The sequence below is a fragment of the uncultured Gimesia sp. genome (assembly GCF_963976445.1).
In the GTDB taxonomy this organism is placed as follows: Bacteria; Planctomycetota; Planctomycetia; order Planctomycetales; family Planctomycetaceae; genus Gimesia.
Genome location: NZ_CAXBKP010000006.1, coordinates 61196 through 86525, shown reverse-complemented (window position 1 = coordinate 86525; position 25330 = coordinate 61196). Strand labels below are relative to the sequence as shown.

Genomic DNA, 25330 nt, shown 5'->3' with positions numbered 1-25330 from the left:
GAATGATCATCAAATAATGACAGGTACTTGTGGCCCGTTTTGATAGTAGACGCGTTTTATAAGATCTGATTCGCGATTGACGGGGGAATTGCAAGACCTGCTTTATCAGGCAGCTTCTAGCTGTAATGCCCCCATCCCAGGCGGCGAAGTTTACAGGTTTTGCGATTTACGTCAAGACCATGCTGAGAGGGGATTCTTTCCATTTGAATTCCATCAGTGTCATCGAAATGAGAATACTGAATTGCTGGAAAAGAGTCAGCTGCAACTGTTAGATCAGGCTGTTTATGCTCGCTTTCCCGTTATGGGGTGAGTTTGGCGATTATTTGGTGCCCTGGGAGCATTTGAGTGTAATCATAAAATGGACGTATTATTGTTTGATCCATTGTAAAATTGGGAGCGTTTACTGGTATGTTGTCAATGTTACACTCGCTACCTGAGTTTCTGGTGTTCAAAATAGGAATACAATAAGACAAAAAACCTTTGTTTATAAGGGTATGGGACGAGAGTGAGATTTCGGGTGCTCAATTGGCACACCGAATGCTATGTATCTATTTCAGCCACTTAACAATAACCAGATGACATCAATATGATTTTGATTAAGAAAGAATATTGGTGGTCAGCAATAACAGGAGATTTTGTGATGTTAGTTTTAACACGAAAACGAGATGAAGTAATTCAAATTGGTGACAATATTGTGATCAAGATTTTGAAAACGGGCAAAGGGGCTATCAAAATCGGGATTGATGCGCCTGAAAACATTCGAGTGGTTCGCGGTGAGCTGATTGAGGGGGCGAGCAAATCAGATGTAATTGATTCTGCGACTTCAACTCAAATCGATCAGGCATTAAGTGCTCAGTGTGCTTAATAATCTAAAGTGGAACGGACATATTATGTGAGCCGTTATTTAATTTCATTCAATAGTTTCCGTTAAGCCATCACAAAGGAAGTTGATGAGCCGGACTTAAGAGTCGCCAGGCGACTTATTTCGGAGGGGATCATGAACCGATCACAATTTAAAATTAGTCAAAACGAAACCTTTAACTCAGCTCGTCTCTTTGTATGGGGAATGGTCATACTGATGACGGCTGTTTTTCTGTCTGGATGCACCACACTTTCACATGCAGCTGAATACAATTCTTATCAGAATGAATTCGATCGTCGGTCTTACGATCAAAATTCCAATTATTCACTTGAAGATCTCTTTCCTCCGTCCTCTTCCAGAGATCGGCGTTATCAACGGCAGCGTCCGGTAAGAGATGAATCCGGACCAAATGAATATGAATCAAAATTAGAAAAGTTATTCTATGGGGGCGGGCAACAGAATGATCGTCCTCGAAATCGATATGAAAACGATTCTAGAGAGAGGCAGTATTCATCTCCAAGGCGCCAAACCCGAGATACCTTTGAAGATGATAACGATAGCCAGAAATTAAGAGAGTTAATTCGGGAACTACGTCAGCGGACTGTGCCTCAATATGATCGAGATCGGTACGAGACCAAATTTCCCAATCAATATCCGATTGATCCGAATCAGGAATTGCGGAATAAATTATCTCAGCGGTACTCCAGTCCTTCAGTCGTCGCAACGATGCAGAACCTCGATCCGCAAAAAGCATACTCATTCTATCTGGAGGTGAATCGAATGATTGACTCACGTCATGTTCAACCTCCTTCCTATGATGTACGAACAAAGAAGTCTTTGCAGAACCTGATGTTTGCAGTCGAAAATCAACAATTTATGAGCGTCAATCGTGTGTCAGCATCACCTGAACGAATTCAAATGGCGCAACGAAGTTGGCAACAACTGATGGACCAGAGCCCTGCTCGTAACGCTCAAGAAGCGGTAACGGTGTTACGACAGGCAGCAGATATCGCTGGAAGTCAGTTACAAATACAGTCGACCGCAGTCATTTACGAATTTACCTATGGTTCGTTGGAAGCACTCGATAAGCATTCGCGTTTCGAATTTACACCAAGTGTGTCAGGGCCTCGTGTTGATGCCGGTGGCAACAATATTGTGGGTGTGGGAGTTCAACTGAAGACGCACCGCGAAGGGGCAGTTATCTTGCGAACTCTCAAAGGTGGTTCTGCTGAAAAGGCAGGTCTGCAACGTGGAGATGTGATTGTAGGAGCCAGCCAACAGTCATTAAGGGGCCGCTCGCTTGATGAGGTGGCAAATCTGATAACCGGACCAGCTGGTTCTACTGTATCCCTTGATATTCGCAGGGGAGATCGAGATGCCAAAGTGAATCTCAGTCGCCAATCCATCCGCATTACGAACATCAGTGAGGTGAAAATGGTTGATGCACAACAAAAAATCGGCTTGATTCGGTTGGAAAAGTTTGGTGAAGGGGCCGTTCAGGAATTGGATCAGGCTTTGTGGAGCCTGCATCGACAAGGTATGAAATCTCTCGTATTTGATTTACGCGGAAACCCGGGAGGTTTACTAACCGAAGCAATTTCGATCTCGAATCGGTTTGTTCCGTCTGGTAAAATCGTTTCTACTCGGGGGAGAAATCAAGGCGATAATTCAGTGGAGTCAGCCACCCAGACACAAACCTGGAAAATGCCTCTTGTTGTATTAGTTGACGGAGACAGTGCCAGTGCCAGTGAAATATTTGCAGCTGCGGTTCAGGAGAATCGCCGAGGACTGATCATCGGCAGAAAAACTTATGGAAAAGGAACAGTACAGACACACTTTCCTTTACAATCTGTTTCAGGAACATTCTGGTTAACCACTGCCAAGTTTTATTCGCCAACAGGACGCGAAATGGCCGGGGCAGGAGTCACTCCTGATGTTCATGTCAACATGTCAGAACGAGAATTGAAAGTAATTGGCCCGCTTGATCGAGATCTTAAAGCAGGCGTCAGTGCAATCTTAAGCCAAAAACCCGGCGAACTTGTAAACAATTTGCCAGTACAGCAGCAGGGAAATCCAGTACGATTTCAATTTTCGGGTTAATTTCAACTCCTTTGTGAATCGAGTTATTACCTATATCTGATAAAATCAAGACTCTCGTATTCTATCTGATCTGATACAAGGCAATGTGCTTTCCCGGTTGCCCCGGGTATCAAGACCGGTGTGATGCGAGAGTCTTTTCTAATACCTACTGAGCAGAAACCAGAAGAGAAAGTCCGTGATACCGTTGGGAATACAGTTCGTTTAATCAAAGATGTTTTAAAGACTTAAGATGAAGTGCGAAATTACACGAGATATCGGAGCTGGGGCCGATTTGATTCGGCAGGGAGAGCTGGTTGCTTTTGCAACAGAGACAGTCTATGGCTTGGGAGCGAATGCGCTGAACCCTGAAGCCGTTGCCCGAATATTTGAAGTCAAACAGAGACCTCACTTCGATCCATTGATTGTACATATCTCTAATATCCAGTACCTGGATGAACTCACATACGGATTAACAGAGCAGGCTAGAAAACTTGCAGAACAGTTTTGGCCAGGTCCGTTGACACTGGTCTTGCCAAAAAGAAAAAAAATTCCAGACCTGGTCACTTCCGGATTAGATTCGGTTGCGATTCGGATTCCTGCACATCCCATCGCCCGACAGTTATTGGAAGCTGCAGAACTACCAATCGCAGCCCCCAGTGCGAATAAATTTGGTTGTCTCAGCCCCACCCAGGCCAGTCATGTCGCTGAGCAACTGGGAAGCGAAATCAAACTCATCTTAGAGGGAGGAGCATGTGCAGTTGGGGTAGAGTCGACTGTCATTCAATGTACGGGTGAGGTTCCTGTTTTACTCAGACCAGGAGGAATTTCGCTTGAAGAAATTGAAGGATGCGTAGGAGAAGTACGTCTTGCACAGATTGAAGATCATGCAGAAGCAAAATCGCCACTCAGTCCTGGTATGTTGCCAAAACACTATGCACCACGTACTCGTTTGACGATCGCCGATCAACTCAGTGATGTACCAATAGAAGGAAGCAAGGGCCTGTTGAGCTTATTCTCGCTTGAAGAGACGTTTTTAAAAGACTGTCAGTTCTCTGCGCGGGAGATCCTGTCTCCTTCGGGCGATTTGAAGATTGCTGCAGCAAGATTGTTTACCGCTTTAAGAAATCTTGATGCGGCGGGCGTCGATCATATTATTGCGTTGCGCATGCCGGAAGAAGGGTTAGGAAGAACCATCAACAATCGACTGGAACGCGCTGCTGCAACCTGATTAGTGAGGCGTTTCAATGTTTTGGCGAAATTTTGTAACGCACTCATGAATGGTGGCAAAGAACTGGCTACGGTTAATTGGTTTCGTTGCATAGCTATTACAGCCTGCTGCAAGACATTCTTCACGTGCGCCACTCATTGTGTGCGCAGTCAATGCGATAATCGGGTGATGGTAGCCTTTCGATCGAAGTTGGTTAGTCGCGGCATACCCGTCCAGTTCCGGCATCTGCATGTCCATTAAAATGATATCAAATGGTTGCCTTTTTTCCAGTGCTTCTAGAGCCAGGTCGACAGCGCTTATTCCGTTATCCGCGAGCGTTACTTTACCGCCTGCTTTGGTTAGCAAAAAATGAATTAATTTCTGATTATCAAGTCCGTCTTCTGCCAGTAAGATGTTGTAGTTCATCTCAAAATCCGTTTTCTTATTTATGTTCATTAAGCTGTCATTCACTTCAGATTTGAATGCTTGCTGGTCTACAAATTCGATATCGTAAATATTTCCCATCTTCACTGTAACTGTGAAGATGGTTCCTGTTCCATACTCACTCTTAACGTATATTTCCCCTCCGAGAATGTTAGTCAAGCGTTTGCAAATCGTTAATCCCAGCCCCGTTCCCCCGTATTTACGTGTTGTTGAAGAATCTGCCTGCACGAATGGCTGAAACAATCGTGCGAGTTGCTCTTCCGTCATTCCGATTCCGGTATCAATGACATTAAACTGTAAGTCAGGGTCTTCAGAATCAATATCGATGACCCTGACAACCAGTTGAACACTTCCTTGCTTAGTAAATTTGATGGCATTACTTAACAGATTGATCAGAATCTGACGAAGACGGATGGGGTCACTCTGAATCTCGCTTGGAACTTTTCCATCGATGATGATACTCAGGTCAAGCCCCTTATCAAGTGCGCGGATTTCCATTAATGTTTTAACATCATCGATCAGTTCGATGAGAGAGCATTGAATGGCTTCAACGTCGAGCTTGTCTGCTTCAATTTTTGATACGTCCAGAATATCATTGATCAGTTCAAGTAAATATTCCCCATTTTTTTTAATGGTATCGAGATGGCGCATGGTTTCGGGGTCATGATTGTTCTGTCGCATGATTTCTGCAAATCCAAGGATCGCAGTCATGGGGGTGCGAATTTCATGACTCATATTGGCCAGGAATGCACTTTTGATATGACTAGCCTTTTCGGCCTCTTGATGCGCAATGACAAGGTCTTCAACCATATGGTTAAAAGTATCTGCCAGACGGCCTAGTTCGTCTTGGGAATCTACTTGGATGCGATGTTCTACATTACCGGCTGCGATCAATTCTGCGCCTTCTGAGAGCTCTAAAATCGGTGCCACAATCCCACGCGAGATAATCCAGACTGAAAATAAGCCGAAGATCGTCCCAATAATAGCTAGAATACTGATTACCATTTTGGCAGATTGGATTGATGAATCTGCATCATGAGTTGCGATTACTGTGCTCGCATGAATCAGTGGATGGACTTGATTGTGGAGTAGATTGTCGATCGAATCAAGGTTTTGTTCAAATTTTCCCAGAAGCTGATCAATTTCATCCGTGATTTTTACGACTTGATTTCCATACGAAGTTGCCTGTGCAAATTTTGTATCGATCTCTTTGATTCGCTGTCTTTCAACATGATTCGAAATCGCTTCAAGATATTTGCTTTCAAATATCTTGAATTTTTGTTCTGCTTCAAAAATCCGAGATATTAAATTTTGATTTCGTTTAACGATATATTCCTCGATCGAACCAAAAGCAATATTCAGATATTTTTCCATATTATGAGAAGCAGCAGCTTTTTTGATCCCATCATCAGAATGATCGTCGTTCGATTCTTCACGTTCATTATCAATAAGTTGATTAATATGATTCACATGATTCACAAATACTTTTAGCGCAGCATCTCTCTGGTCGGCCAGACGAATGATTGATGCTGACATTTGATGATAGTCTGCATATCGCTCAGAAATTTGAGTGCTTAGATTCCGTTCCGCATCCGAATTGGCGAGTTTTTGATATTGAGAAAAGTTTGCAGCAAAACCATCACGAGATGAGATTAATTTCGTCAGATGTTTTGGTTTTCTGTCGCGTATATAATCTAGGACGGCTCTCGCACTTTCACCCGCTTTGATCTCCATTTCGAGAATGGATTCTTCAAGAGGTTCTTCAACATTTACAAGTTGTGAAATATCTTGATTGATCTTCGCAATTTGAAATAAAGTGACAATTCCACTTACGACTTGTACTAAAACCAGCAAGCCAAAAGCGATTTTGAGCCTGTCACCAATAGACCATTTTCTCAATTTCGTTGCGATTCTTGCAAATGGCTTCTGTTTCTGCATGGATATATTATTGCGTCGGCTCTGGTTAACAAACTGATGTGAAAAATGAAGTGGAAGATGCTTCATTAACAATCTTTAATTCATGAAGAACGGACCAAACCCCATCTGGCCATGAAGGCATATACCTCCCGCAAACTGTATCTTGAAAATGATACTAAGAGGTGAGTAGATGTGTTTATTGGTTCAAGATTATGAGATTGGTTTTCACTAAATATGGAGCGTAGGGATTGCAGCGAAAATGACAGGCAGGTGGATTCCGTTTGATGAGCGGAGTGCTTTTGAGGGGCAGATAGAAAGATCAATCTTTGATGCGAAATTCTACCTGGAGTTCAGTTGAGAGATGGGGAATAAAAAACGCCAGCACCGTTCAGAGGGGGGTGAACGATACTGGCGATCAACAAAAATCTGGTTTTCTAATTGAAAAGCTGCAGCAATCTAAAACTACTCTTTCAGTTCGGCAAGGGTGAAATCTAAGTAGAAGATTGTATTTGCTTTACTTCCAACCAGATGGATTCAAAGTTGCTTTCTCTTGAGAGGTATCATAGTCGTGAATCTGATAATTTCTGGCTAGCACTAAATAAGAAACAGCCTTTATCAGGTCATTTTAAAGTATCGTACTTCTCTTGAGTAGAACCGTAGAAGAATCGATAAATCGACTGTTGGAGTGATTATTTGAAATTCCCCGATCAGCACAGGCGTGTCGATTGTGACGGTATTTTAGACGCGGGTGATGCTGATTTAGAACAGCTTACTGCTTGATGGGATTATGCACGAACCAGGCACTGTGACTTGATTTCTGCTGCAATCTCAGAGAGCGGAAGCACTTTATCTGCTATGCCCGCAGAGGCGACTGCTGCAGGCATGCCCCAAACAACGCTGGATGCTTCATCTTGAGCGATGATCGTTCCACCGGCACGAGCAATGTCGTGACTGCCTTCGATCCCATCTTCGCCCATTCCAGTCAGCATCACGGCCAATGTCGCATTTCCAAAATGCTCAGCAGCCGATCTGAATAGGGGATTTACGGAAGGTCTGCAGAAATGCTCTGGAGGATCCTGATTGATCACAGTTACTTTTTGGCCATTTTTTTCGCCAATGGAAAGATGACTGCCTCCAGGAGCAACATAAGTTTTATGAGATTCCAGAGGTTCGTTGTGTTTTGCTTCAACAGATGTACGGCCACTATCTTTTTGGATATGTTGCGCCAGGATTTCAGTAAATCCTGCTGGCATATGTTGTACAATCAAAATCGGTATCGGCAAATCTACTGGAATTTGTGGTAATAACTCAGCAAGTGCTTTAGGTCCACCTGTACTTGTACCAATCACTAAGACTTCGGGTTGCTTAAAAAACTTGATTTTTTTTGTAAATAACTGATTGTCCGGAACACTCCTTCGCGGAGCTTGTACTTGTTGATTAGTGGGGGCCGGAGTTCCAGGACGAGTTTGGGCAGGGCGTGTACTATTTTTAGGACCCACGGCTTTGATCATCATTACCAGTTCACGGGAAAGCACACGAATACTTTCCGCAGCACTTGCGGTTTGAGGTTTTGCTACACAGCCGACAGCCCCGAGTGATAACGCTTTAACGGTGGTTTCTGCTCCTTTGCTGGTCAACCCACTGGCCATGATGACCGGAACAGCAGGAAAATCTGTCTGAATCTTCTGTAAGGCAGTAAGTCCATCCATGACCGGCATTTCGACGTCGAGAATAACGACATCAACTGGATTGGAAGCCATCCAGCTCAATGCACGCTCCCCGTTCATTGCAGTTCCCGCAACGATGATTTCAGGCTCTTGTTCGAGTGACTTTGAAATCAAGCCTCGAATGACGGCTGAATCGTCAACGATTAAGACACGTGTGGGATTAGGGGTCATGGCTTTACTTCCCTGTGAGAATAACACAATAGGATTAAAAAAATGTTAAACTTGATGCAGAATCACGAATTAACATATAGGGGCTCTATTGATTACAATAGGTCAAGAAATATGAGTATCGCAGACAGTTAGCTATTTTTTGAAATGATAATACAGACTATTTTTAGAACAAAGTGCTTATCCGTTATAATTGGCTCGTCAGGTTATCGATGATTGATAACCTAATGTGTTTATTTATAGCACCAAGCAGATAAATCCCTCCAAGGAAACTCAAATGCCCGTCCATCCACAAGTGGCCCAATACCTTAATGAAGTAGCAAAAGCTGACTTACCTTCCTTTGACGAGATGACTCCAGAACTCATCAGATCGACGCTTTCCCCGTCACCAGAGCCTCATCTTCCTGCGAGAAAAATTGAGGACCTCAAGCTTCCAGCGAATAAAACAGAAATACCGGTCCGAATTTATACACCTGAAGTGGTTCCGGAGAATTCTGCTGCGGCATGCCCTGCACTGGTTTATTTTCATGGTGGTGGTTGGGTGATGGGCACATTGGATGCTTATGATGGTCTGTGCCAGGATCTGGCAGGCACTGCAGGCTGTAAAGTGATTTCTGTAGACTACCGAATGGCGCCAGAACATCCTTACCCTGTGCCATTTGAAGATGCCTATTTAGCAACGGAATGGATTTCAAGCCATGCAGGCGATTTAGAAATTGATCCAACGAGAATTGCTGTTGGTGGTGATAGTGCAGGCGGAAATCTGGCGACAGCGGTCGCGATGAAAGCCAGGCAATCCAACAGGCTGAATCTCATCTATCAAATGCTGGTTTATCCTGTAACGAATTATCAGTTTGATACAGAATCGTATCAAAAATATGGGATTGATTACTTTCTCACCAAACGTGCTATGGAATGGTTTTGGGAACAATATCTTTCCCATGAGTCAGCAGGCCGCGAAGTTTATGCATCACCATTGCGTTGTAAAGATCTAAGTGGTTTGCCCGATGCCGTTGTGATCACGGCGGGCTATGATCCACTTTATTCAGAAGCAGTGCAGTACGTCGAACTGATGCAGCGGTCAGGAATTTCAGTAGAACACATAAATTTTGAAGACATGATACATGGCTTCTTTCGACGTTCAGATTTATATGATCGGGCATTTGAAGCAGTTCAACTGGCGGGGCAAAATTTAAGAAAGGCTTTCACTCAAATATAACTCAACAGAATGCTTGGTTTATTCTTCAGCAGCAAGTTTCTGTAAACGGTTGGCAATCAGAATCTGTAAGACAAAACAGCTCAGTAAGCTCAAATAGAATACCGGTAAAATAATTCCTGTTTCACCAAGTGCGACATGAAACAGCAGAAAAAGTATCTGCAGGAAAGGCGTTGCACAGGATTCAACCAGAATAATCGTACCGATAGCAAAGGCAAGCGCCCCCCATCGAACAATGAGTGAGTAGTAAGCCAATAAGTGCAGAAAAACTACGAATTGAATACCAAATAAAAGTAATAGCGAATTGAAACCAGAATTTAAAAAATTGGTAAGACTGTCTGGTGCAATCAGAATCAGTATGCCGATCGCCATGCCAACCGGAATGAGCGCCATCATGCATCCGACTATTTTTTCATAGACGATGCGTAGTAATGAATGTGGTAGAATTGTGATTAACGGGAGCATTTTCAGTTTTCGTTCTTCGCGAAACAGACGTGAGGTGTAGATTGTGCACTCTGCTATTAAGCCGATCAGCATCAATAACAGGGATGTATTCATCAACTCTTTCCAGGAAAAAGAAAAAGCAAAATTCATATCTGAGTACTGATCTAATAATAATCCTCCTCCCACTACAAAGAGTATTACAGAGAAGTAGAGGGTGGACTTGATGATCAGTTTTTTTTTGCCACCAGCTACAAAATGATATTCCTTCCAGGAAAATGCCAGTATGCCGGGTCTGGATTTTCTTATTTTCTGTTCACGACCCAGTAACCTTCTTTTCGTTATTTTTACTTGATCTGTCACAGTACAACGTTCAAAAATAAACCAGGCAGTGATAAAGCAGAATAGGCCAATCAAACAATTGCTTGTGACCTGAGTATTGAACACGGATCCTGAGTATCCGGTACTCAGAATGATGTTAATGCGTTCGATCACTGATATTTCTTGGCCGATTTCCTGGTAAGCCTCGATACTTCGAGGAATCAATTCGTTTGCAGCAAGGTATCCGCGCGACTGAAGGTTTACCGACATTTTTGTTAAAATGGTGGGAGAGTAGAACAGAATCAATAAGCCGATCAGCACAAGAATAATTGCTTCTCCAGAGCGTCTGGCATAGACCGAGCAGAGCAACGAAAAATTGGCAATTAAAATGACATAAGCTATCATCGCTACCATTGTGGCACAAATCTGAAGCGGAGTGATTCCTCCTAAAGCAATTGCAAGCATTAAAAACGGTAGTTGACCCATCAAGAGCAGTATCACCCTGAATGATCTGACAGTTGACTTTCCCAAGAGTAGGCCAAGTGAATTAAGACCGGCTAACTTGAGTAACGGAAGAGTCTCTTCTTCTTTTTCTTCTGTAATGGCAGTTGAGAAGAATCCGATGCCAGCTAGTGTAATCAGCCAGAAATTAAGCCATACAATCTTTGTGAAAAAATCGAGTCCAGGTGAGCTGATGCGAGAACTGGTTAACCACGAAGAAAACAAGATAATGAACACGAGGGCGATGCAGGCGAAACGAAAAATGTGTGTTCTTTTGAGACAAACGTCTTTTTTTAACGCAAAATTTGTAAAAATTAACGACCCTCGAAACATGCAAGGCGTCTTTCAAAATGGTAGGACAGAATCAGTCAGACTGGCCCGAGATTGGAACTTCAAGGGAATAAAGCACCAGGCCTTCTTTTCGTGAAATCTCAGGTGTTTTCGGAAACAAACTATCAGGGATGTTACATAGAACAAACAGTTTTCCTCGGTTTTCGGGATAACGATAACTTCGGTCGATTTCTTGAGCTGACACCCGCATCGCGCGTTGTAGTAAGATTGGAAAGAATTTTTTCAGAGCGAAATGATCTTTCTGGTTTTTAGGTCTGACAAAAGGGGAGAATCTGTTTGGTGTGAAAAAAGTTGTTTCGAGAAGCGGATTTGTGTTGAGTACGGAAAAAAGATTATTAGAAGTCCCTTTAAATTCAAGTCGATTGTGTTCTTGCTTTAATTCATACAACTTTGCGCCAAACAAAAAATAGACTTGTTCAATTTGACGGGGGAAATCTTTATCAGTCTCAAGAGAAAGTATTTCTATTCCCGTTTCATTTGTTAGAAATGAAGTGAGCTTTACATTGAAACTGGTTTTTGGTGTCTTCCCACGATGGAAGACGGTACAGGATGAATTTGGCGGAATATCAACCTGCATTTTCCCTTCAGTGCCGCAAGTAACAACACCGTTGACTTTCGAATAGGGTTGGCATGCAGAATAAATGTGTGCGTCACCCGAATACGAGACATTGAACTTACCTCCCGATACAATACCCAGACTCGCCCATGAGGTGATATCAATTTCGTTATCGGGCAATATATTGGCGACGATCAGAGAATGAATTTGAGATGTGCGGTTTGTGCTATGTTGACCAATGAATAAGAAAATCAAACAAAACAGGGCGGTACCAGCCAGATACACTCCATAATAAGTGGAATATTTATTTGAAAATTTCGTGACCAGATAATAACCAGGGCCCGCGATGATTAAATAAAAGAATGAGAGCAAAAAAATGAAATACCAAATCTGTTTGGGCTTACTGATATCGGTCAATGTAGCAAGGATTTCTTCATCGTTGGCCTGAGAGAAATGATTTACGGCTCCCGGAAATTGGGTAGCGGTAGAACTGACCACTTGAGGAGCAGGCGTTTCATTCTCTCCCGTTGGCTGCTTCACTGGAGCTCGAGTGTTTCTGGCCATTAGTTGCTTCAGATCTGAGGAGGAAAGATCGTTCAGTTTATTTTGATAACGATAAATGACTCCATTTCCATAAAAAACAGGAGTCGAAATCCCATTTAATGGAGAATACGATTCAGGGAAGAGCGGAAGATCGCCGTTTGAATTTTCAAAAATGTGTACGATTCCTCCGGAATAGATCCATTGGATAAAAGTTGTTCTACGAGATTTTTCCCATTTGGGAACATGGTCCAGAATCACTTCATCTAATGCATCGATAGCGCCTGGAAAGGGGGGGGATAGATCTTCGGGAAACTGCTTGATGCCGGGGATGATTCGATCCAGACTGTCTGGTTCTACTAACTGGATTACAACATCGTTCGTTGTTGGGCGGGGTGATAGAAAGGATTGAACATGCTGCTTGTTTTTATGTTCCCAGCTGGCTTCCCAATTATTCGCTGATTCTGTGATATACGGATAAAACTGCAACGATTTCTTTTCAAAAGGGGCGATATAAATTGCTGTTGAGAGTGTGATACCAATTTGTTGACCACGAAACGTTTCTTGTCGAAATTGGACCTCGCCTTCAAATGGTGTTGGCTCGGTATTTTCAATCAAGAGTGTAACCGGATTGATCTTATAGGCGACAGGCCGGTTATTGAATCCCCACCGGATGTCATGTATTTCAATGGCTTCCACGAATTGAGGAAACGCAAAGATAACCATCGAAAAATAGAGGATCGATTTCAATTCAGGATATAACTGCTTGATCTTCATGTTGGTAACCTAATACTCTCCGATCAGATTCCCATCATGGCGATTTGCGAGGTTTCTTAGTATTTGCAAATCAGCATTTTCACTAATGAATCGGACTGCACCATCACCCAGACAAAAATGGGCGCCCCCTGTGTGAGCGCTGGAAAATCCTCCTACTTGAAGCAGAAGTTTTTGTTCCTCGGGAGTTAGTGTTGGTTTCTTTCCTTCCGTGTTTGAAACTTCTGGTTGGGAATCGAGGTCATCAAACATGTCATCAGCTTGCGCTTCAAAACGATATTCTCCATAGTTTCCATATCGATTGGCTTGAGCAAATGCACCTTGGTTCGGGCCGACGAAGTTAATTTTATTCCCCATGTTTCGGAGGGTGGATGAAGTGCCAGATGTCCAACCCAAAAAACCGCCATCAATGGCTTCTCCCACAAAAAATGTGTAAGCACGGCCATCTTTTAGATCTTTCTCGCGGATGCTGCTGTTCAAAAATAAAATGCCATTATTATCGACATCAATGGGGGTCTCTGAATCATTGTGGCAACCGACATAGTTAAAGCCTCCTCTACTACTGGAAGGACACTGAAAACATCGCAATATATAGTTCGCTGTTTGTAGATTTGCGGGATTATAGGCACCGAACTTGAAGTCATAACTGTGAAAGGCTACTTTTTCGTCTAATAGCGGGAGAATCTGAATAGCCCAACCGACATGATAGCCTATCGGTTGATTGAGGATGGGGCCTTTCGAGTTGACTGTGCCAGACGGTAAAACCAAGTGTGCCATCTGATAGTTTTGTAAAGCCACACCGATTTGTGCCAGATTATTTTTGCAACTGGTGCATCGAGCAGCCTCTCGTGCCTGCTGGACTGCGGGAAGCAAAAGTGCAATCAGAATCATGATGATCATTAATACGGCGAGTAGCTCAAGCAGTACAAAGCCAGAACGAGTTAGATAATTGCGACGTTTTAATAACATGGAACGGTTCTACTTCTGTGGATTGGGAAACTACAGGAAGCTTTCGATGATAAGCGAGACTCATTTAATAGTCAGAAATGAGTTGCCCATCGTGTCGATTGGCTAATGCTTGATAGACTGGAACACTGATATTTTCACTGAGAAATCGAACCGCTCCGTCACCAATTCCAAAATGGGCTCCCCCTGTGTGATAGCTGGAAAACCCACCGACTTGTAGCAGTCGAGTATTGCTCTCAGGTGTATCATTGTCTTTTTCTGGACTATCAGGATTCTGTTCTGAATCTTCGGAGGGGAAACGTTGTTCAAAGGCAGCTTTGCCTGAGAACAAATTTGCATTGTTGAGATTAATCTTAGTGCCGGCATTTCTGAGTGTGGATCGCGTTCCAGAAACCCAGCCGAGTTCATTTCCTTCCGTGAGCTCACCAATAAAGAGTGTTTTGGAACTGCCATCGGGAATGTCATCATAACTCACACTGCTGTTCAAAAATAAAACGCCATTATTATTTGAGTCGATGGCAGCTTCAACATCGTGGTGCATTCCTGCATAGCTATGTCCTGGATTCGGATTGGAAGGGCATCTTAATGTTGGGATTCGATAGTCGGCGACTTGTTTGTTTGCCGGGTCATATACACTTTTATTAAAATCAAACTTATTAAAGGCGACCTGCTCACCAAGATAGGGCAGAATTTGTAAAAACCAGCTGACATGGTATCCTTTGGCTTCATTCCGAATGGGGCCTGTAGGATTGACGGTGCCGCTCGGCAACACATTATGGGCCATTTCATAATTTTGAATTGCAACGTTGATTTGCATCAAATTATTTTTACACGATGATCTGCGAGCTGCCTCACGTGCCTGTTGAACCGCTGGTAGGAGCAGAGCGATTAAAATTGCAATGATGGCAATCACAACGAGCAACTCAATCAGGGTAAATCCTCTGGATGAGTTCTGTTGCTTTTCAGTTGATGGTAAATAAATTTGTTCCATGATGATTCCTTCGCTGCCGTTTCGTTCTTTTCAGAAGGAGACTTAGTTTTTGGATGTCTAATTTCTTAACTCAAAAGGCCACTCACGAATGATTCGGACTCGCTCAGTCACTTTTGAGGGATAGCTGGCGAGTGTGCGAATGGTGAGTGACTGATTATTTTGGGAACTTTGATTAATTTCGATTACAACGGATCCGGGGAATTCTCCGCCAATTTCTTCTGGTAAGACGTTCCATGTTTCTCCGATATAATTCTGTTGGCTGCGCAGTTTCCTGACTGCGCGTTGTGCAGCAGCATCTGCAAGCCAATTGGCCTGTATAAGATATTGCTCTTTTTTCAGCTGCTTGAGTTCTATCGACGTCTGTTTCAATAGCCCTCCTATCACAGCCAGGGACAGTACCAGGCAGATCATTGGAATCAGGACAATCGTCCCTCGTCGATGAATCCAACGGGACTGCCGTTGCTCACTTCTATTTGATCTGAGATGGTCTATTTTTCGTTTCATTTTCTCTGTCAATTCGAATTATTTATTTCCATTCGATTTTGGAGTGAGTGCTTCTGTGAAACGAGAGACTCAACTTTCAAAATCTTGGTTGTTTTTTTGACGGTTTGATTATCATGAATTTCTTCAGGAAAAAACTGGAGCAGCATAGAAACAAGCTCTCGGTTGTTTTTTTTCTCAATCTGGAATTGGAGCAATTCGACAGAGATGCGAAATTCATCGCTTGCGATTACTTTTTCCAATTGTTGTTTCGACCTGAGAATCGAATTCCCAGCCTTGTTTTTGGAATAGATGATTGATGTATCTGGCTCAATCTCAAACTTGAGTTGATCTGATTTATTATCGTCCCCGGCGATGATCACCGCTTTGCGGGCAAGACCTGCATCCTCTCGGAATTGGCGTGATAATCTCTGGAAATTGAGTGTTTCTTGGATTCGCGCAGTTCCTTTCATTTCTACCCGCATGAGAAGTCCCAGAGTTGTAATCGCCACGGTAAATATCACTGACATCAGCGATATCACCAGCAGCATTTCAATAAGTGAGACACCTTTGGGGATGGGGTTTGTATTTTTGCTAGATGTATTCTGTGTTTGTGAGTTTGCTTGTTTGAGCTTATTCATTTGAACTCCCCTCACGATGGAACCACAGAGAAAGGAGCAGCGGATCCACAGATTCACCATAAGGATTCTCCCAGGAAAGTCGGATTCGCACCTGACGCTCCGTCGGATCATTTTCCTTTTGAATAAGCTTCACGCTTAATTGAGGTTCTTTCAAACCTAATTGAGCGGGTATGTCAGCCTCGTATTCCGCCATTTTATGTGAAGTGAGGTTGTCCCACGAATTTTCAGCAACGATTCTTTCTCCCAGGTTGGCTAACGCAGTTGTCGCTTTCAATCTCGCATTGATCGATTTTCTTTGCAGGTTGACAACTCTGAGTGTCGGAATGGAAATGGCTATAGTGGTACTGACCAGAATCATAGAGATCAAGGCTTCAAAAATCGTAAAACCACTTCGACCGTTCAAGCAAATACTATGGGGGGCTATGTTGTGACGATGGTTCATCATAATAAATAGAATTCAAACAAGATCATAAATTAATTTGACAAGAGGCATATACAGTGCAATCACAAAATATCCGACCAGGATAGCCAAGCAGGAAATGATTATCGGTTTAAGGAATTCCGTAAGGAATCTTAGTTTTCTGGCCCTACGAAGTTCTATTGATTCTGCCAGTGTTCTCAACACATAGGGAAGGTTATCCATTCGTTCGGCAGTGGAGCACAAAGCAGCTTCAGTTTCATTGATTACCTTGGCATTCTGCAGGGATTTCCAGGTATTCTCGCCCTGTTTGATTCGTTCATTCGCAGATTGAGTGCGCATTCTGACATCCGCCCAGAGGTGAAATGTTGAGATCGAATCCAGAGCAATTTGAGGAGGTTTTTGAACGGAAATGGATTGCGCAATCTGTCTCAGACAGTGAGGAGTATTTAAACGCGGGAACCATTCCGTAAAGAATGGTATACGCGAATTGTACCACCCATAGTAATTGCCGACTTGTATCAGGACCAATGCGATGATGGGCAGAGAAAATAGCGGCAAAAACAAATAAAAATAGGAAATGATAAAATCACTGGCATTCATTAGTCCAAGTGTAATTGAGGGAAGCTCGGTTCCGAAATCTAAAAAGATCTTTTTAAATTTCGGAATGATCCAATACATGATAAAGCCGACAATCAGAAATTGAACAGACACAACCATCGTCAAATAAAGAAAGATAATTGAGAGATTTGAGTTTTCAGATACGTGTTTTAGTTTCTTTGTAGATTGAACGGCAGCATCCCGCAGGGCAATTCCCAGACTATTACTCACTTCTCCAATGCGCACTGCCACAATTGCCGACTGGGGGACCAGTCCCGGTGTTGTTGACAGGGCATCGGAAAGTGATTCGCCAGAGTAGAGTCGACTGCTCAAAAGTTGGACCTTTTCTCGATACTTTCGTTTCTGGGTGAGCGAATACGTGTCGAGTTCTTCTGCTATCGGAATGTTTTTTTCTACACATAGCGCGAGTAGCCAAAGTAGTTCTGACTCATTGGCCCGTTTCGAGACGGAAATGATGTTCAACACAGATCCAATAATCACAAAGATCAAGAATACCAGGGCAAATGAGAGTAATACCGAGGCAGCTAACAGCAATGCCGGTGCAAATAACAGTAAAGGTAATCCCAGTACGATCCAGCCTAACACGCGTGTTTTGTGTATCTGGTTACGCAGTGATTCAGGAAGTTCATATTCGTCTTCTTTGTTTAGCGCAGAAGCAGAGAGATAGCACAGATATTCCAGATAAATTGTAAGGGAGAACAATAGTGAGATTGGAATTACAAGAAGCATAGTTCCTACACCAGAATGTTGACTCGTGCTTAATATCAAAAAACTGCAGGCAATGAAAATCACACTGCAGGCAATCATGAAAATAGTAAAGGAAACCCAACAGGCTTTTAGTAGTGGGTTGACACCCTGATGCCCAAAATCATTAATTCTGCGCGCAAGAAGAATCGAAGAGATTCCTGCAATAGGAAAATAGACAAAGAATGCCAAACTAATAATTAGACCTAGTGCATCCACAGATGAAGCAGCTTTCTGACGATAAAAAAGTGGTTATGAGAGATCATTGAGTAGTCTTATTAAAGGTAGATAGACTGCCACGATTGGCATACCAATGCTGAATATGATTCCGATTAACACAATTGGTTGCAGAGCAAATACAAATGTCCCCGTCTTCATGTTTGCTTTGGCCTGAAAGATATTACTACTGGCACGTAGCGAATCAATAAAAATATCCGGGCGATCTTGCCATCGAAAAATGTGTATAAAGTTTTTGGAGAAATGGGGGATTTCAATCGAAGCGTCCGATAAATTAAATCCTTCCTTCGTTCGTTGTTTCAGTAATTCACAGCCAGCAATTAAGTTTGGATCTTTTGTCGTTTTGGCGGCTAATTCAATCGCTTCAGGCAGTTTGATTTTGGCCTCAATGATCGTAGCCAGCATCCGGCAAAATAACGCAATAGATGTATAATTTAAAATACAGCCCAAAATCGGTATTTGATTAATCAGGCGTCGACGTATTGCCTGCATTTTGAACAAGTCAAAACAAAACCAGATTCCTGCAAAACTAAACATCAGAATTGCTAACATCGGTAAACCATAGGCAACAAGAAAATCTGAGATATGCATTGTCAAAATTGTGATCCCGGGAAGTTCTGTTCCGAAGTCAAGAAAAATAGAACGGAAACTTCTGACTACAGATATCATTAGAAAATAAAAAAGTAAAAAAGTACCCAAGGCTAATACACTTGAGTAAAAAAGCGACGTCATGATTTTATGTCGCGACTGCATCAGAAGTCTTTGGCTTTCGATATAATCTTCAATGATGGGTTCCAGTTGCTCAGTTTTAGCACCTGCTCTGATCAGTGATTCCAGGTTATGCGGAACATGTTTCAGGTGACGGGAGAAGCTTTCTTCTGCAGTCGTGCCCTGTTCCAGCTCTAAGGCAATTCTCTGAAAAGTTTGAGCGAGTTTTCTGGATGAAGTTTCTTCAGCCAAAGTACGCAAGCTCGCTGAAAGCGGCATTCCATGAAAATTGAGTTGGGAACTTTTGGGTAAGTGATCAATAAATTCGGTTTCAGGATTCCATGCTGTCTTGCCATACTCGGCTAGTTGATCACTTGAAAACTCGATGGCTTCTGAAACTTCAGTAGTGTCGGAAGACGTACTTTCCTCATTAGAACACAAATCCAAACGAACAACTTTCAGGCTTTGTTCCATCAGCTTAATACGCGCTGCTTCATCACTTTTTGCTTGCACGAAACCGTTCTGTTCCTGACCATCATTGCCGATGCAGCTATAAGAATATCGATTCATTAGGTCGTGGGGCTCCCCAACATCTTTAATATTTCAACGAAGGGGATAAACACAATGAGTGTATAACAAGCGGTGATACCACCGGCTACTACAATCAGTAGTGCGACGGGTATGATACGTTTAATCCAATCAATGCGATTTAACACGCGCGATCGATAGACCCGTGCTATCTCGGACATGATCTGGGGAAGATGGTTTTGATGAGTTTTTTCCACCACCATCAATTTCATAAAGTCCGGAAACTGTTTGCAGGATTGAATTCCTTCTTTGAGTGAAGTCCCGCGTTCCAGGAGTCTAGAAAGAGAGTGCGATTCTGTAATGATTATTGTGTTTCCTGTTGATTCAGCTGCCAGTGTGAGAGAATCATGCAAGGGGACATCATAGGATAGCAGGATGCCCGACATTTCGGCAAAAGTCGAATAATTCATTTCTCGAACTAAAGTCTGATAGCCTGGTATCCAGCCATAGGCGACTGTCGAAAAGAATTTACCGATGAAGGTTTCATTTTGTTCTCGAGGTGTAAGAAATGAGAATCGGCTGGTTTTCCAGCTGATGAATAATAAGCATAGTAACAAGGGGACGATCAGGTACCAGCTTTGGTAGAATTCGAAGAAGGCTGAAACAGAACTCATGAGCGGAGTACTTTCCAGCTGGAACATTCTGTGCACGACCTGCAATTCGGGAAATATGATAAAGCAGACAAACAACGAAAGTAAAAATGCCATAATGAGTACAAAAGCTGGGTATAGTAAGGCGTTTCCGATTTCCTGGCGTAGCTCCATCCGAGAACGTGAGAAGGATGTGTAGGCCTGCAAGGCTTCTGGAAGTCGCCCCATTCGCAACCCAGACTTAATCAACGAAACGTACGAGATGGGAAGTGTTTTCGACTCCTGGTCGATCGCATCTCCCAAAGTCTCCCCTTGCTGGACCCTTAAAGCGAGTTGTTCTATAAATTGGTGCGAATCTTTTCTCAAGTGCTTCGCCGCATTCCGTAGCCCTTCATCTAAAGGGATTCCTGCACGAATCATCGCAGAAAGCTCATCATTGAGATCGGCCAGATTTTCTGGAGAGATTTTCTTGAGCCGGATGGAGTCAGGATTAGTCATTCGTCTTTGTATCTCGGCATTTATTTGAATCGTTTTGATGAAGTGGTCTTGCGTTCATTGTAATCTCGTTTGCAATGAACTGTCATGGATTACCTTGATTTTTGGGCAATTGAACCAAAGAAGCTTGATCAAGCTCCAAATTCATTTTCCAGCTCTTTTACCTTCTATGAGAACTCTTACTGAGGCGTTTTTGTTTAAAAGATTGAAAAAGTCCTGTTTTTTAAATCTTGTCGAAGGAAAATCCCTGTGGGAAAAGCACAATCGTTGACCGGTCCGTAGGATTACAGTTTACAGATTCCTGATGGCATATTAAAAAAGGAAACTATTTTTTAGTGAGTTTAATCGAAAGCAATCCTTGAACAGTCCTTGCGAAACAAGTGATGGCTGTCTTGAATTCCCCATAATCAAACGTGTCGTAGTGTCACAAATTCAAATCAGGAAAGTTCCTCTCGTATGATTCGAACAAAAATAAAGTCAGCATTAAGTTCAGCTCAACCAGGAGAAACAATCAAGGTGTCCGGTTGGGTCCGCACGCGCCGTGATTCCAAGAGTGGTTTTTCCTTTGTTGAATTAAACGATGGCAGCTGTATGACCAACTTACAGGTCGTCATTGATCAGAATGTTCCGGATTATGAAGCCATAATCAAGGACGTTACAACGGGGGCCAGTATTTCTGTGACAGGAAAAGTAAATGAATCACCGGGTAAAAATCAACGAATTGAATTACACGCAGAATCTTTTATTTTATACGGCACCGCAGACCCAGAAACTTATCCACTACAGAAAAAACGACATAGTTTTGAGTTTTTGAGAGAGATTGCACACTTACGCCCTCGAACGAATACCTTTGGGGCAATTACGCGAGTTCGTAATGAGGCGGCTGCTGCGATTCACCGTTTTTTTCAGTCCCGCGGATTTGTTTACATTCAAACTCCCATTATCACGACCAGTGATTGCGAAGGGGCAGGGGAGATGTTTCAGGTTACAACACTCAACCTGGAACGCCTGGCTCAAGTTAAAACAGAGATCGATTTTTCTCAGGACTTTTTTGGTAAACCAGCTTCTTTAACAGTAAGTGGGCAGCTGGAAGCCGAAATATTTGCAACCTCAATCGGAGAATGTTATACCTTCGGCCCCACTTTTAGAGCTGAGAATTCGAACACATCCCGTCACCTGGCAGAGTTTTGGATGATTGAGCCAGAAATGCCTTTCTGTGATCTCCAGGATAATATGGCGCTGGCGGAAAGTTTTGTCCGGACAGTTATTGGAGATGTACTTGAAAACTGTTCAGAAGATATGGAATTCTTTAATCAACGGATTGATAAGACAACACTCGAAACTCTGAGAAATATCACAGACAATGAATTCGTCCGAATTACTTATACGGAAGCGATCGAAATCGTGATGTCCAGCGGCAAGAAATTCGATTACCCCATTGAGTGGGGAAGTGATATGCAGTCAGAGCATGAACGATTTTTAACAGAGGAACACTTCAAGCAGCCAGTCATTGTTTATAATTATCCGAGAACGATCAAGCCGTTTTATATGCGGTGTAATGAGGATGGTAAGACCGTTTGTGCCATGGATGTGCTGGTGCCGGGGGTCGGCGAAATTATTGGTGGGAGTCAGCGTGAGGAACGTTATGATGTTCTGATTGATCGGATGAAAGAGGGGGGATTAAATCCGGATGATTATTGGTGGTATACTGACTTGCGTAAATACGGCACAGTCCCACACTCCGGATTTGGATTGGGGTTTGAGCGTCTGATTCAATTGATCACTTCAATGACCAATATTCGCGACTGCATACCATTCCCCAGAACTCCAAAAAACGCGGAATTTTAAGCATCAATCACAGGTAGCGAAAATTCTCTGTTATTGCTGCAGCAAGTGTTGCTTAAACCATTTCACAACGGCTTGACTGGCGCGGGTTTTATCGTCGCCTTGAAAGCCATGAGCCGCATCCTTAATGACCAATAATTCTGCAGGTACTTTTTGCGCCTGGAACTGTTTCATGATGTTTTCACTGTGACTGATGGGAACGAGCTTGTCCTGATCGCCATGAATGAGTAACGTCGGCGGGTCATCCTGCGTGACATGTAGCACAGGAGAAAAATCATCTGCCAGGTCAACATCAAACTGGAGTGCTGGGAAGCGGTGATAATAAGGAGATTTTTCGTCCACAAATTCGCGCAGGTCTGTCGGAGGGTAGTAGGCGACGACGGCGGCCACCCGATCACTGCTTTGCAATACGATGTCTTTTTCTTTCGGGTTTCCTTCATCTGAAGTTGTTCCCAGGACTAGTGATAAATGACCGCCGGCACTCCCGCCCCAGACACCCAGCTGATTGGGACGAACTCCATATTCATTTGAGTGTAGTCGAATAAATCGCACACTGCGGCGAACATCATCCACGACCTCTGGAATGATAAATTTAGGACTACTGCCATGCCTGACGGAAAAAACAGTAAATCCTTCATCAAGTAAGGGTTTAAACCGGCCTACCATGTTTTTAGGATCCGTCCATTTCGAATACCAGCCACCGCTAACCATAAACAGGACACCAGCCCCATTCGCCTGCTTCTGAGGTTGGTAAACATCAAATGTCAGAGCCATTCCAAATTTATGGCCGTAGACAACATCTGGTGTGATTTTTATATCGTCGTCAGCGCGAGAAGCGTGAATGGGGATCAAGAGGGAAGTGAGTATGGCTGCAATGAAAACGATTTTCATGTTCTTGCTCCAAAGTAGAACGTAGTCGATTGGCATTAGTGAACTTTACCATTTTCTGTTCAGATAAAAACAGATCAGCAGCCATAGATTATCTTGACGGGGGCACGCCAAAGGCAAGGATGATGATTGGTTTTCAGGCTGAATGGTAAAATAAAATGAGCAAAGTCTCCGCAGGGTAATTGAGATGCGCGATGAGTGATGCCTGCGACACCCAAATCATTCTTCAGGAGTTTTGATTGAAATAGATGGTGAAGTGTTTGGCAGACTGTAGAGACGGTGCGATGATCAACTTTGAGCGGGAAAAGCGAACTCGTGCTCAGCAAACAAGTATTGAAACTGATTTAAAGCGGGCAATTGATCAGGCTCGCGTTGGAATAATCCGTCCCTATGTCAAATTTCAGTGGCCCGCAGTTCAGTTAGATGAATGGCAGTGGGACATACTCGCATCACTGTTCGATCCCACAATTCGTCGCGTTTTTGTCAAGGGAAATACAGGGTGTGGGAAAGGGGCCGCGGCCGGAATCGCCTGTTGTATTTATTTTCATATCTGGAGCGATGCCAAAATAATCATTACCCGTGATTCCATGAAAATGGCGCAAAAAATTGCATTTGCGGAAGTCGATAAATGGTGGCGGGAGATGACAATCAAACCTCCAGGAACACTACAGATATCTGGTGTGTACGATAACAAGCAGCATTCGATCACGTTGGCCAATCCACAGCACATCGAGGGTTTTCGAGGATCTCATTCACCACACGTCCTGTTCTGGTTTGATGAAGCCACGGCACCGAATCTGGAAGATAAGTACAAACTGGCAAATACACAGGCCAAAAAGTTTCTGGCACTCTCAAACCCTTCGACTCTATCCGGGGCTTTTCGTGATGCATTTCCCATAGTTGAACCGGATAAAACCCAAACGATTCTCGATCAATATGGTAAAACTCGTTGTATAACAGTCAGTGGTTGGGAATGCACGAATGTCAAAGAAAAGTGTCTGGAGCAGCCTGTTGCACCTTTGGGGGGCATCGAAATTTCGGGAACCTTTTACCCGCACGGTGCTCCGATCTCGAAAACAGACTTTGAACAATGCCAGCCAAGAATTCCAGGGCAAACTTGTTACGATGAGTTTATGGCTTTGCTGCATGATTCAGATCCACTGATTCGAAATGTTTATGCGCTCGGCAAGTTTCCTGATCAAGATCCTGACAAGCAGGTGATTCTGCCCGAATGGCTGGTTGCACCAATTAAATTCTGGGGACGATGGAATCAACTCTGGCTCCGTGCCAGTCAGGGACATCATCCATTGGCTATCAAGATTTTGGATCAGATCCTACCTGTGGAGGGATTTGGACTGGACGTCGCCGCTTCCCGCTATGGAGATACTTCTGTATTAGCAGTTGGAGGGCGATATGGAATTCGTGCCCTCCATGAATGTCAATTTTCTGATACGCAACAAACAATGTGGTGGGTTTTGGAGACAGCACTTTCTTATGGAGTCGACTTGCAACAGGGATCTGTTCCGATCGCCATTGATTGGGGAGGTGGATATGGAAATGCAGTGGGAGATCCATTGAAACAGCGAAATGTGCACGTCATCGAAGTTTATGGGAATGCAACCAGCGATTTGGACACTCAAAAATATGCCAATAAACGGGCAGAACTATATGGTGAAACCGGAAGACGACTTGACCCCGCTGGTGACTTCCGCATGATGCCGTTTGGGCTACCTGATAACGAACGATTAAAAGCTGAGTTAATCGCTCCTGCAAAAATTTATTCGGGCCATGATGGGGAAAAGTACTATATCACCCCCAAAGGCCGCCGAGGGGCTGACGAAAACTTTATGGGAAAAACCTTGCGTGAGATACTCGGGCGATCACCAGACCGGGCTGATGCGGTCGTCTACTGCCTGTGTGCATTACGAGATCAACGTCGACGTCGTCTGATCGTCGCTTAATAAACGAAAACAAGTTGAAAATTCGATACCGAATTTTCAGTGGAACAGGAATG

General features: G+C 43.4%; 19 protein-coding genes. 6 read left to right on the top strand and 13 right to left on the bottom strand.

Annotation, left to right across the window (positions count from 1 at the left end; translation table 11 throughout):
* Positions 1-586 precede the first annotated feature (586 nt).
* The 3 genes from AAC022_RS08695 to AAC022_RS08685 all read left to right on the top strand — a co-directional run bounded on the left by AAC022_RS08695 (position 587) and on the right by AAC022_RS08685 (position 4169).
* The gene (locus tag AAC022_RS08695) at positions 587-865 is read left to right on the top strand and encodes a carbon storage regulator (RefSeq protein WP_339730143.1); all 279 of its coding nucleotides are present in this window, start codon (positions 587-589) and stop codon (positions 863-865) included.
* 213 nt (positions 866-1078) lie between these two features.
* Positions 1079-2962: a S41 family peptidase gene (locus AAC022_RS08690; RefSeq protein ID WP_339730141.1), complete on the top strand. Its 1884-nt coding sequence runs from the start codon at positions 1079-1081 to the stop codon at positions 2960-2962.
* Between the two features lie 229 nt (positions 2963-3191).
* Complete coding sequence (locus tag AAC022_RS08685; protein WP_339730140.1) at positions 3192-4169, top strand: L-threonylcarbamoyladenylate synthase; 978 nt, start codon at positions 3192-3194, stop codon at positions 4167-4169.
* Here the strand turns inward: AAC022_RS08685 and AAC022_RS08680 are convergent, their stop codons facing one another.
* Both AAC022_RS08680 and AAC022_RS08675 read right to left on the bottom strand, forming a co-directional pair.
* A complete protein-coding gene (locus AAC022_RS08680; RefSeq protein ID WP_339730139.1) occupies positions 4170-6596 on the bottom strand; it encodes an ATP-binding protein in 2427 nt (808 codons plus the stop codon).
* Between the two features lie 698 nt (positions 6597-7294).
* Positions 7295-8407 (bottom strand): chemotaxis response regulator protein-glutamate methylesterase, encoded by a 1113-nt coding sequence (locus tag AAC022_RS08675; RefSeq protein WP_339730138.1) that lies wholly within the window; start codon positions 8405-8407, stop codon positions 7295-7297.
* A 274-nt stretch (positions 8408-8681) separates the two neighbouring features.
* Between AAC022_RS08675 and AAC022_RS08670 the strand changes: the two genes are divergently transcribed.
* The gene (locus tag AAC022_RS08670; RefSeq protein WP_339730137.1) at positions 8682-9623 is read left to right on the top strand and encodes an alpha/beta hydrolase; all 942 of its coding nucleotides are present in this window, start codon (positions 8682-8684) and stop codon (positions 9621-9623) included.
* Between the two features lie 18 nt (positions 9624-9641).
* On the opposite strand, the gene AAC022_RS08665 is transcribed toward AAC022_RS08670, so the two are convergent.
* From AAC022_RS08665 to AAC022_RS08620, 10 genes are all read right to left on the bottom strand, one after another.
* Positions 9642-11216 carry a hypothetical protein gene (locus AAC022_RS08665; protein ID WP_339730136.1) on the bottom strand — a complete coding sequence of 525 codons (1575 nt, stop codon included), beginning with the start codon at positions 11214-11216 and terminating at the stop codon, positions 9642-9644.
* Positions 11217-11247: 31 nt separating this feature from the next.
* Positions 11248-12591, bottom strand: coding sequence for a hypothetical protein (locus AAC022_RS08660; protein WP_339730133.1), 1344 nt, complete (start codon positions 12589-12591; stop codon positions 11248-11250).
* 525 nt (positions 12592-13116) lie between these two features.
* Positions 13117-14073 (bottom strand): DUF1559 domain-containing protein, encoded by a 957-nt coding sequence (locus AAC022_RS08655; RefSeq protein WP_339730132.1) that lies wholly within the window; start codon positions 14071-14073, stop codon positions 13117-13119.
* A gap of 64 nt (positions 14074-14137) precedes the next feature.
* The gene (locus tag AAC022_RS08650; protein WP_339730130.1) at positions 14138-15061 is read right to left on the bottom strand and encodes a DUF1559 domain-containing protein; all 924 of its coding nucleotides are present in this window, start codon (positions 15059-15061) and stop codon (positions 14138-14140) included.
* 57 nt (positions 15062-15118) lie between these two features.
* The gene (locus AAC022_RS08645; protein ID WP_339730128.1) at positions 15119-15565 is read right to left on the bottom strand and encodes a hypothetical protein; all 447 of its coding nucleotides are present in this window, start codon (positions 15563-15565) and stop codon (positions 15119-15121) included.
* An 8-nt stretch (positions 15566-15573) separates the two neighbouring features.
* Positions 15574-16182, bottom strand: coding sequence for a prepilin-type N-terminal cleavage/methylation domain-containing protein (locus AAC022_RS08640; protein ID WP_339730126.1), 609 nt, complete (start codon positions 16180-16182; stop codon positions 15574-15576).
* Positions 16175-16540 carry a hypothetical protein gene (locus AAC022_RS08635; protein ID WP_339730124.1) on the bottom strand — a complete coding sequence of 122 codons (366 nt, stop codon included), beginning with the start codon at positions 16538-16540 and terminating at the stop codon, positions 16175-16177. The genes AAC022_RS08640 and AAC022_RS08635 overlap by 8 nt, the downstream gene beginning before the upstream one ends.
* A gap of 99 nt (positions 16541-16639) precedes the next feature.
* Positions 16640-17950 carry a type II secretion system F family protein gene (locus AAC022_RS08630; RefSeq protein ID WP_339730122.1) on the bottom strand — a complete coding sequence of 437 codons (1311 nt, stop codon included), beginning with the start codon at positions 17948-17950 and terminating at the stop codon, positions 16640-16642.
* A gap of 267 nt (positions 17951-18217) precedes the next feature.
* Positions 18218-19480, bottom strand: coding sequence for a type II secretion system F family protein (locus AAC022_RS08625; protein ID WP_339730120.1), 1263 nt, complete (start codon positions 19478-19480; stop codon positions 18218-18220).
* Entirely contained in the window at positions 19480-20586 is a 1107-nt protein-coding gene (locus AAC022_RS08620) for a type II secretion system F family protein (protein ID WP_339730118.1), read from the bottom strand. Before AAC022_RS08620 ends, AAC022_RS08625 begins: the two co-directional genes overlap by 1 nt.
* A 453-nt stretch (positions 20587-21039) precedes the next feature.
* Here AAC022_RS08620 and asnS point away from each other — a divergent pair, with 453 nt between their 5' ends.
* A complete protein-coding gene (gene asnS, locus AAC022_RS08615; protein WP_339730116.1) occupies positions 21040-22431 on the top strand; it encodes an asparagine--tRNA ligase in 1392 nt (463 codons plus the stop codon).
* Between the two features lie 30 nt (positions 22432-22461).
* Here the strand turns inward: asnS and AAC022_RS08610 are convergent, their stop codons facing one another.
* A complete protein-coding gene (locus AAC022_RS08610; RefSeq protein ID WP_339730114.1) occupies positions 22462-23319 on the bottom strand; it encodes an alpha/beta hydrolase in 858 nt (285 codons plus the stop codon).
* Between the two features lie 257 nt (positions 23320-23576).
* Here AAC022_RS08610 and AAC022_RS08605 point away from each other — a divergent pair, with 257 nt between their 5' ends.
* A complete protein-coding gene (locus tag AAC022_RS08605; RefSeq protein ID WP_339730112.1) occupies positions 23577-25277 on the top strand; it encodes a hypothetical protein in 1701 nt (566 codons plus the stop codon).
* The last annotated feature ends 53 nt before the right edge of the window (positions 25278-25330 follow it).

Bases quoted from the DNA above. Each gene is read 5' to 3' on its own strand.
- AAC022_RS08695 (WP_339730143.1), top strand. From the start codon at position 587: ATGATTTTGATTAAGAAAGAATATTGGTGGTCAGCAATAACAGGAGAT.
- AAC022_RS08690 (WP_339730141.1), top strand. From the start codon at position 1,079: ATGACGGCTGTTTTTCTGTCTGGATGCACCACACTTTCACATGCAGCT.
- AAC022_RS08685 (WP_339730140.1), top strand. From the start codon at position 3,192: ATGAAGTGCGAAATTACACGAGATATCGGAGCTGGGGCCGATTTGATT.
- AAC022_RS08680 (WP_339730139.1), bottom strand. From the start codon at position 6,596: ATGAAGCATCTTCCACTTCATTTTTCACATCAGTTTGTTAACCAGAGC.
- AAC022_RS08675 (WP_339730138.1), bottom strand. From the start codon at position 8,407: ATGACCCCTAATCCCACACGTGTCTTAATCGTTGACGATTCAGCCGTC.
- AAC022_RS08670 (WP_339730137.1), top strand. From the start codon at position 8,682: ATGCCCGTCCATCCACAAGTGGCCCAATACCTTAATGAAGTAGCAAAA.
- AAC022_RS08665 (WP_339730136.1), bottom strand. From the start codon at position 11,216: ATGTTTCGAGGGTCGTTAATTTTTACAAATTTTGCGTTAAAAAAAGAC.
- AAC022_RS08655 (WP_339730132.1), bottom strand. From the start codon at position 14,073: ATGTTATTAAAACGTCGCAATTATCTAACTCGTTCTGGCTTTGTACTG.
- AAC022_RS08650 (WP_339730130.1), bottom strand. From the start codon at position 15,061: ATGGAACAAATTTATTTACCATCAACTGAAAAGCAACAGAACTCATCC.
- AAC022_RS08645 (WP_339730128.1), bottom strand. From the start codon at position 15,565: ATGAAACGAAAAATAGACCATCTCAGATCAAATAGAAGTGAGCAACGG.
- AAC022_RS08640 (WP_339730126.1), bottom strand. From the start codon at position 16,182: ATGAATAAGCTCAAACAAGCAAACTCACAAACACAGAATACATCTAGC.
- AAC022_RS08635 (WP_339730124.1), bottom strand. From the start codon at position 16,540: ATGATTCTGGTCAGTACCACTATAGCCATTTCCATTCCGACACTCAGA.
- AAC022_RS08630 (WP_339730122.1), bottom strand. From the start codon at position 17,950: ATGCTTCTTGTAATTCCAATCTCACTATTGTTCTCCCTTACAATTTAT.
- AAC022_RS08625 (WP_339730120.1), bottom strand. From the start codon at position 19,480: ATGAATCGATATTCTTATAGCTGCATCGGCAATGATGGTCAGGAACAG.
- AAC022_RS08620 (WP_339730118.1), bottom strand. From the start codon at position 20,586: ATGACTAATCCTGACTCCATCCGGCTCAAGAAAATCTCTCCAGAAAAT.
- asnS (WP_339730116.1), top strand. From the start codon at position 21,040: ATGATTCGAACAAAAATAAAGTCAGCATTAAGTTCAGCTCAACCAGGA.
- AAC022_RS08610 (WP_339730114.1), bottom strand. From the start codon at position 23,319: ATGAAAATCGTTTTCATTGCAGCCATACTCACTTCCCTCTTGATCCCC.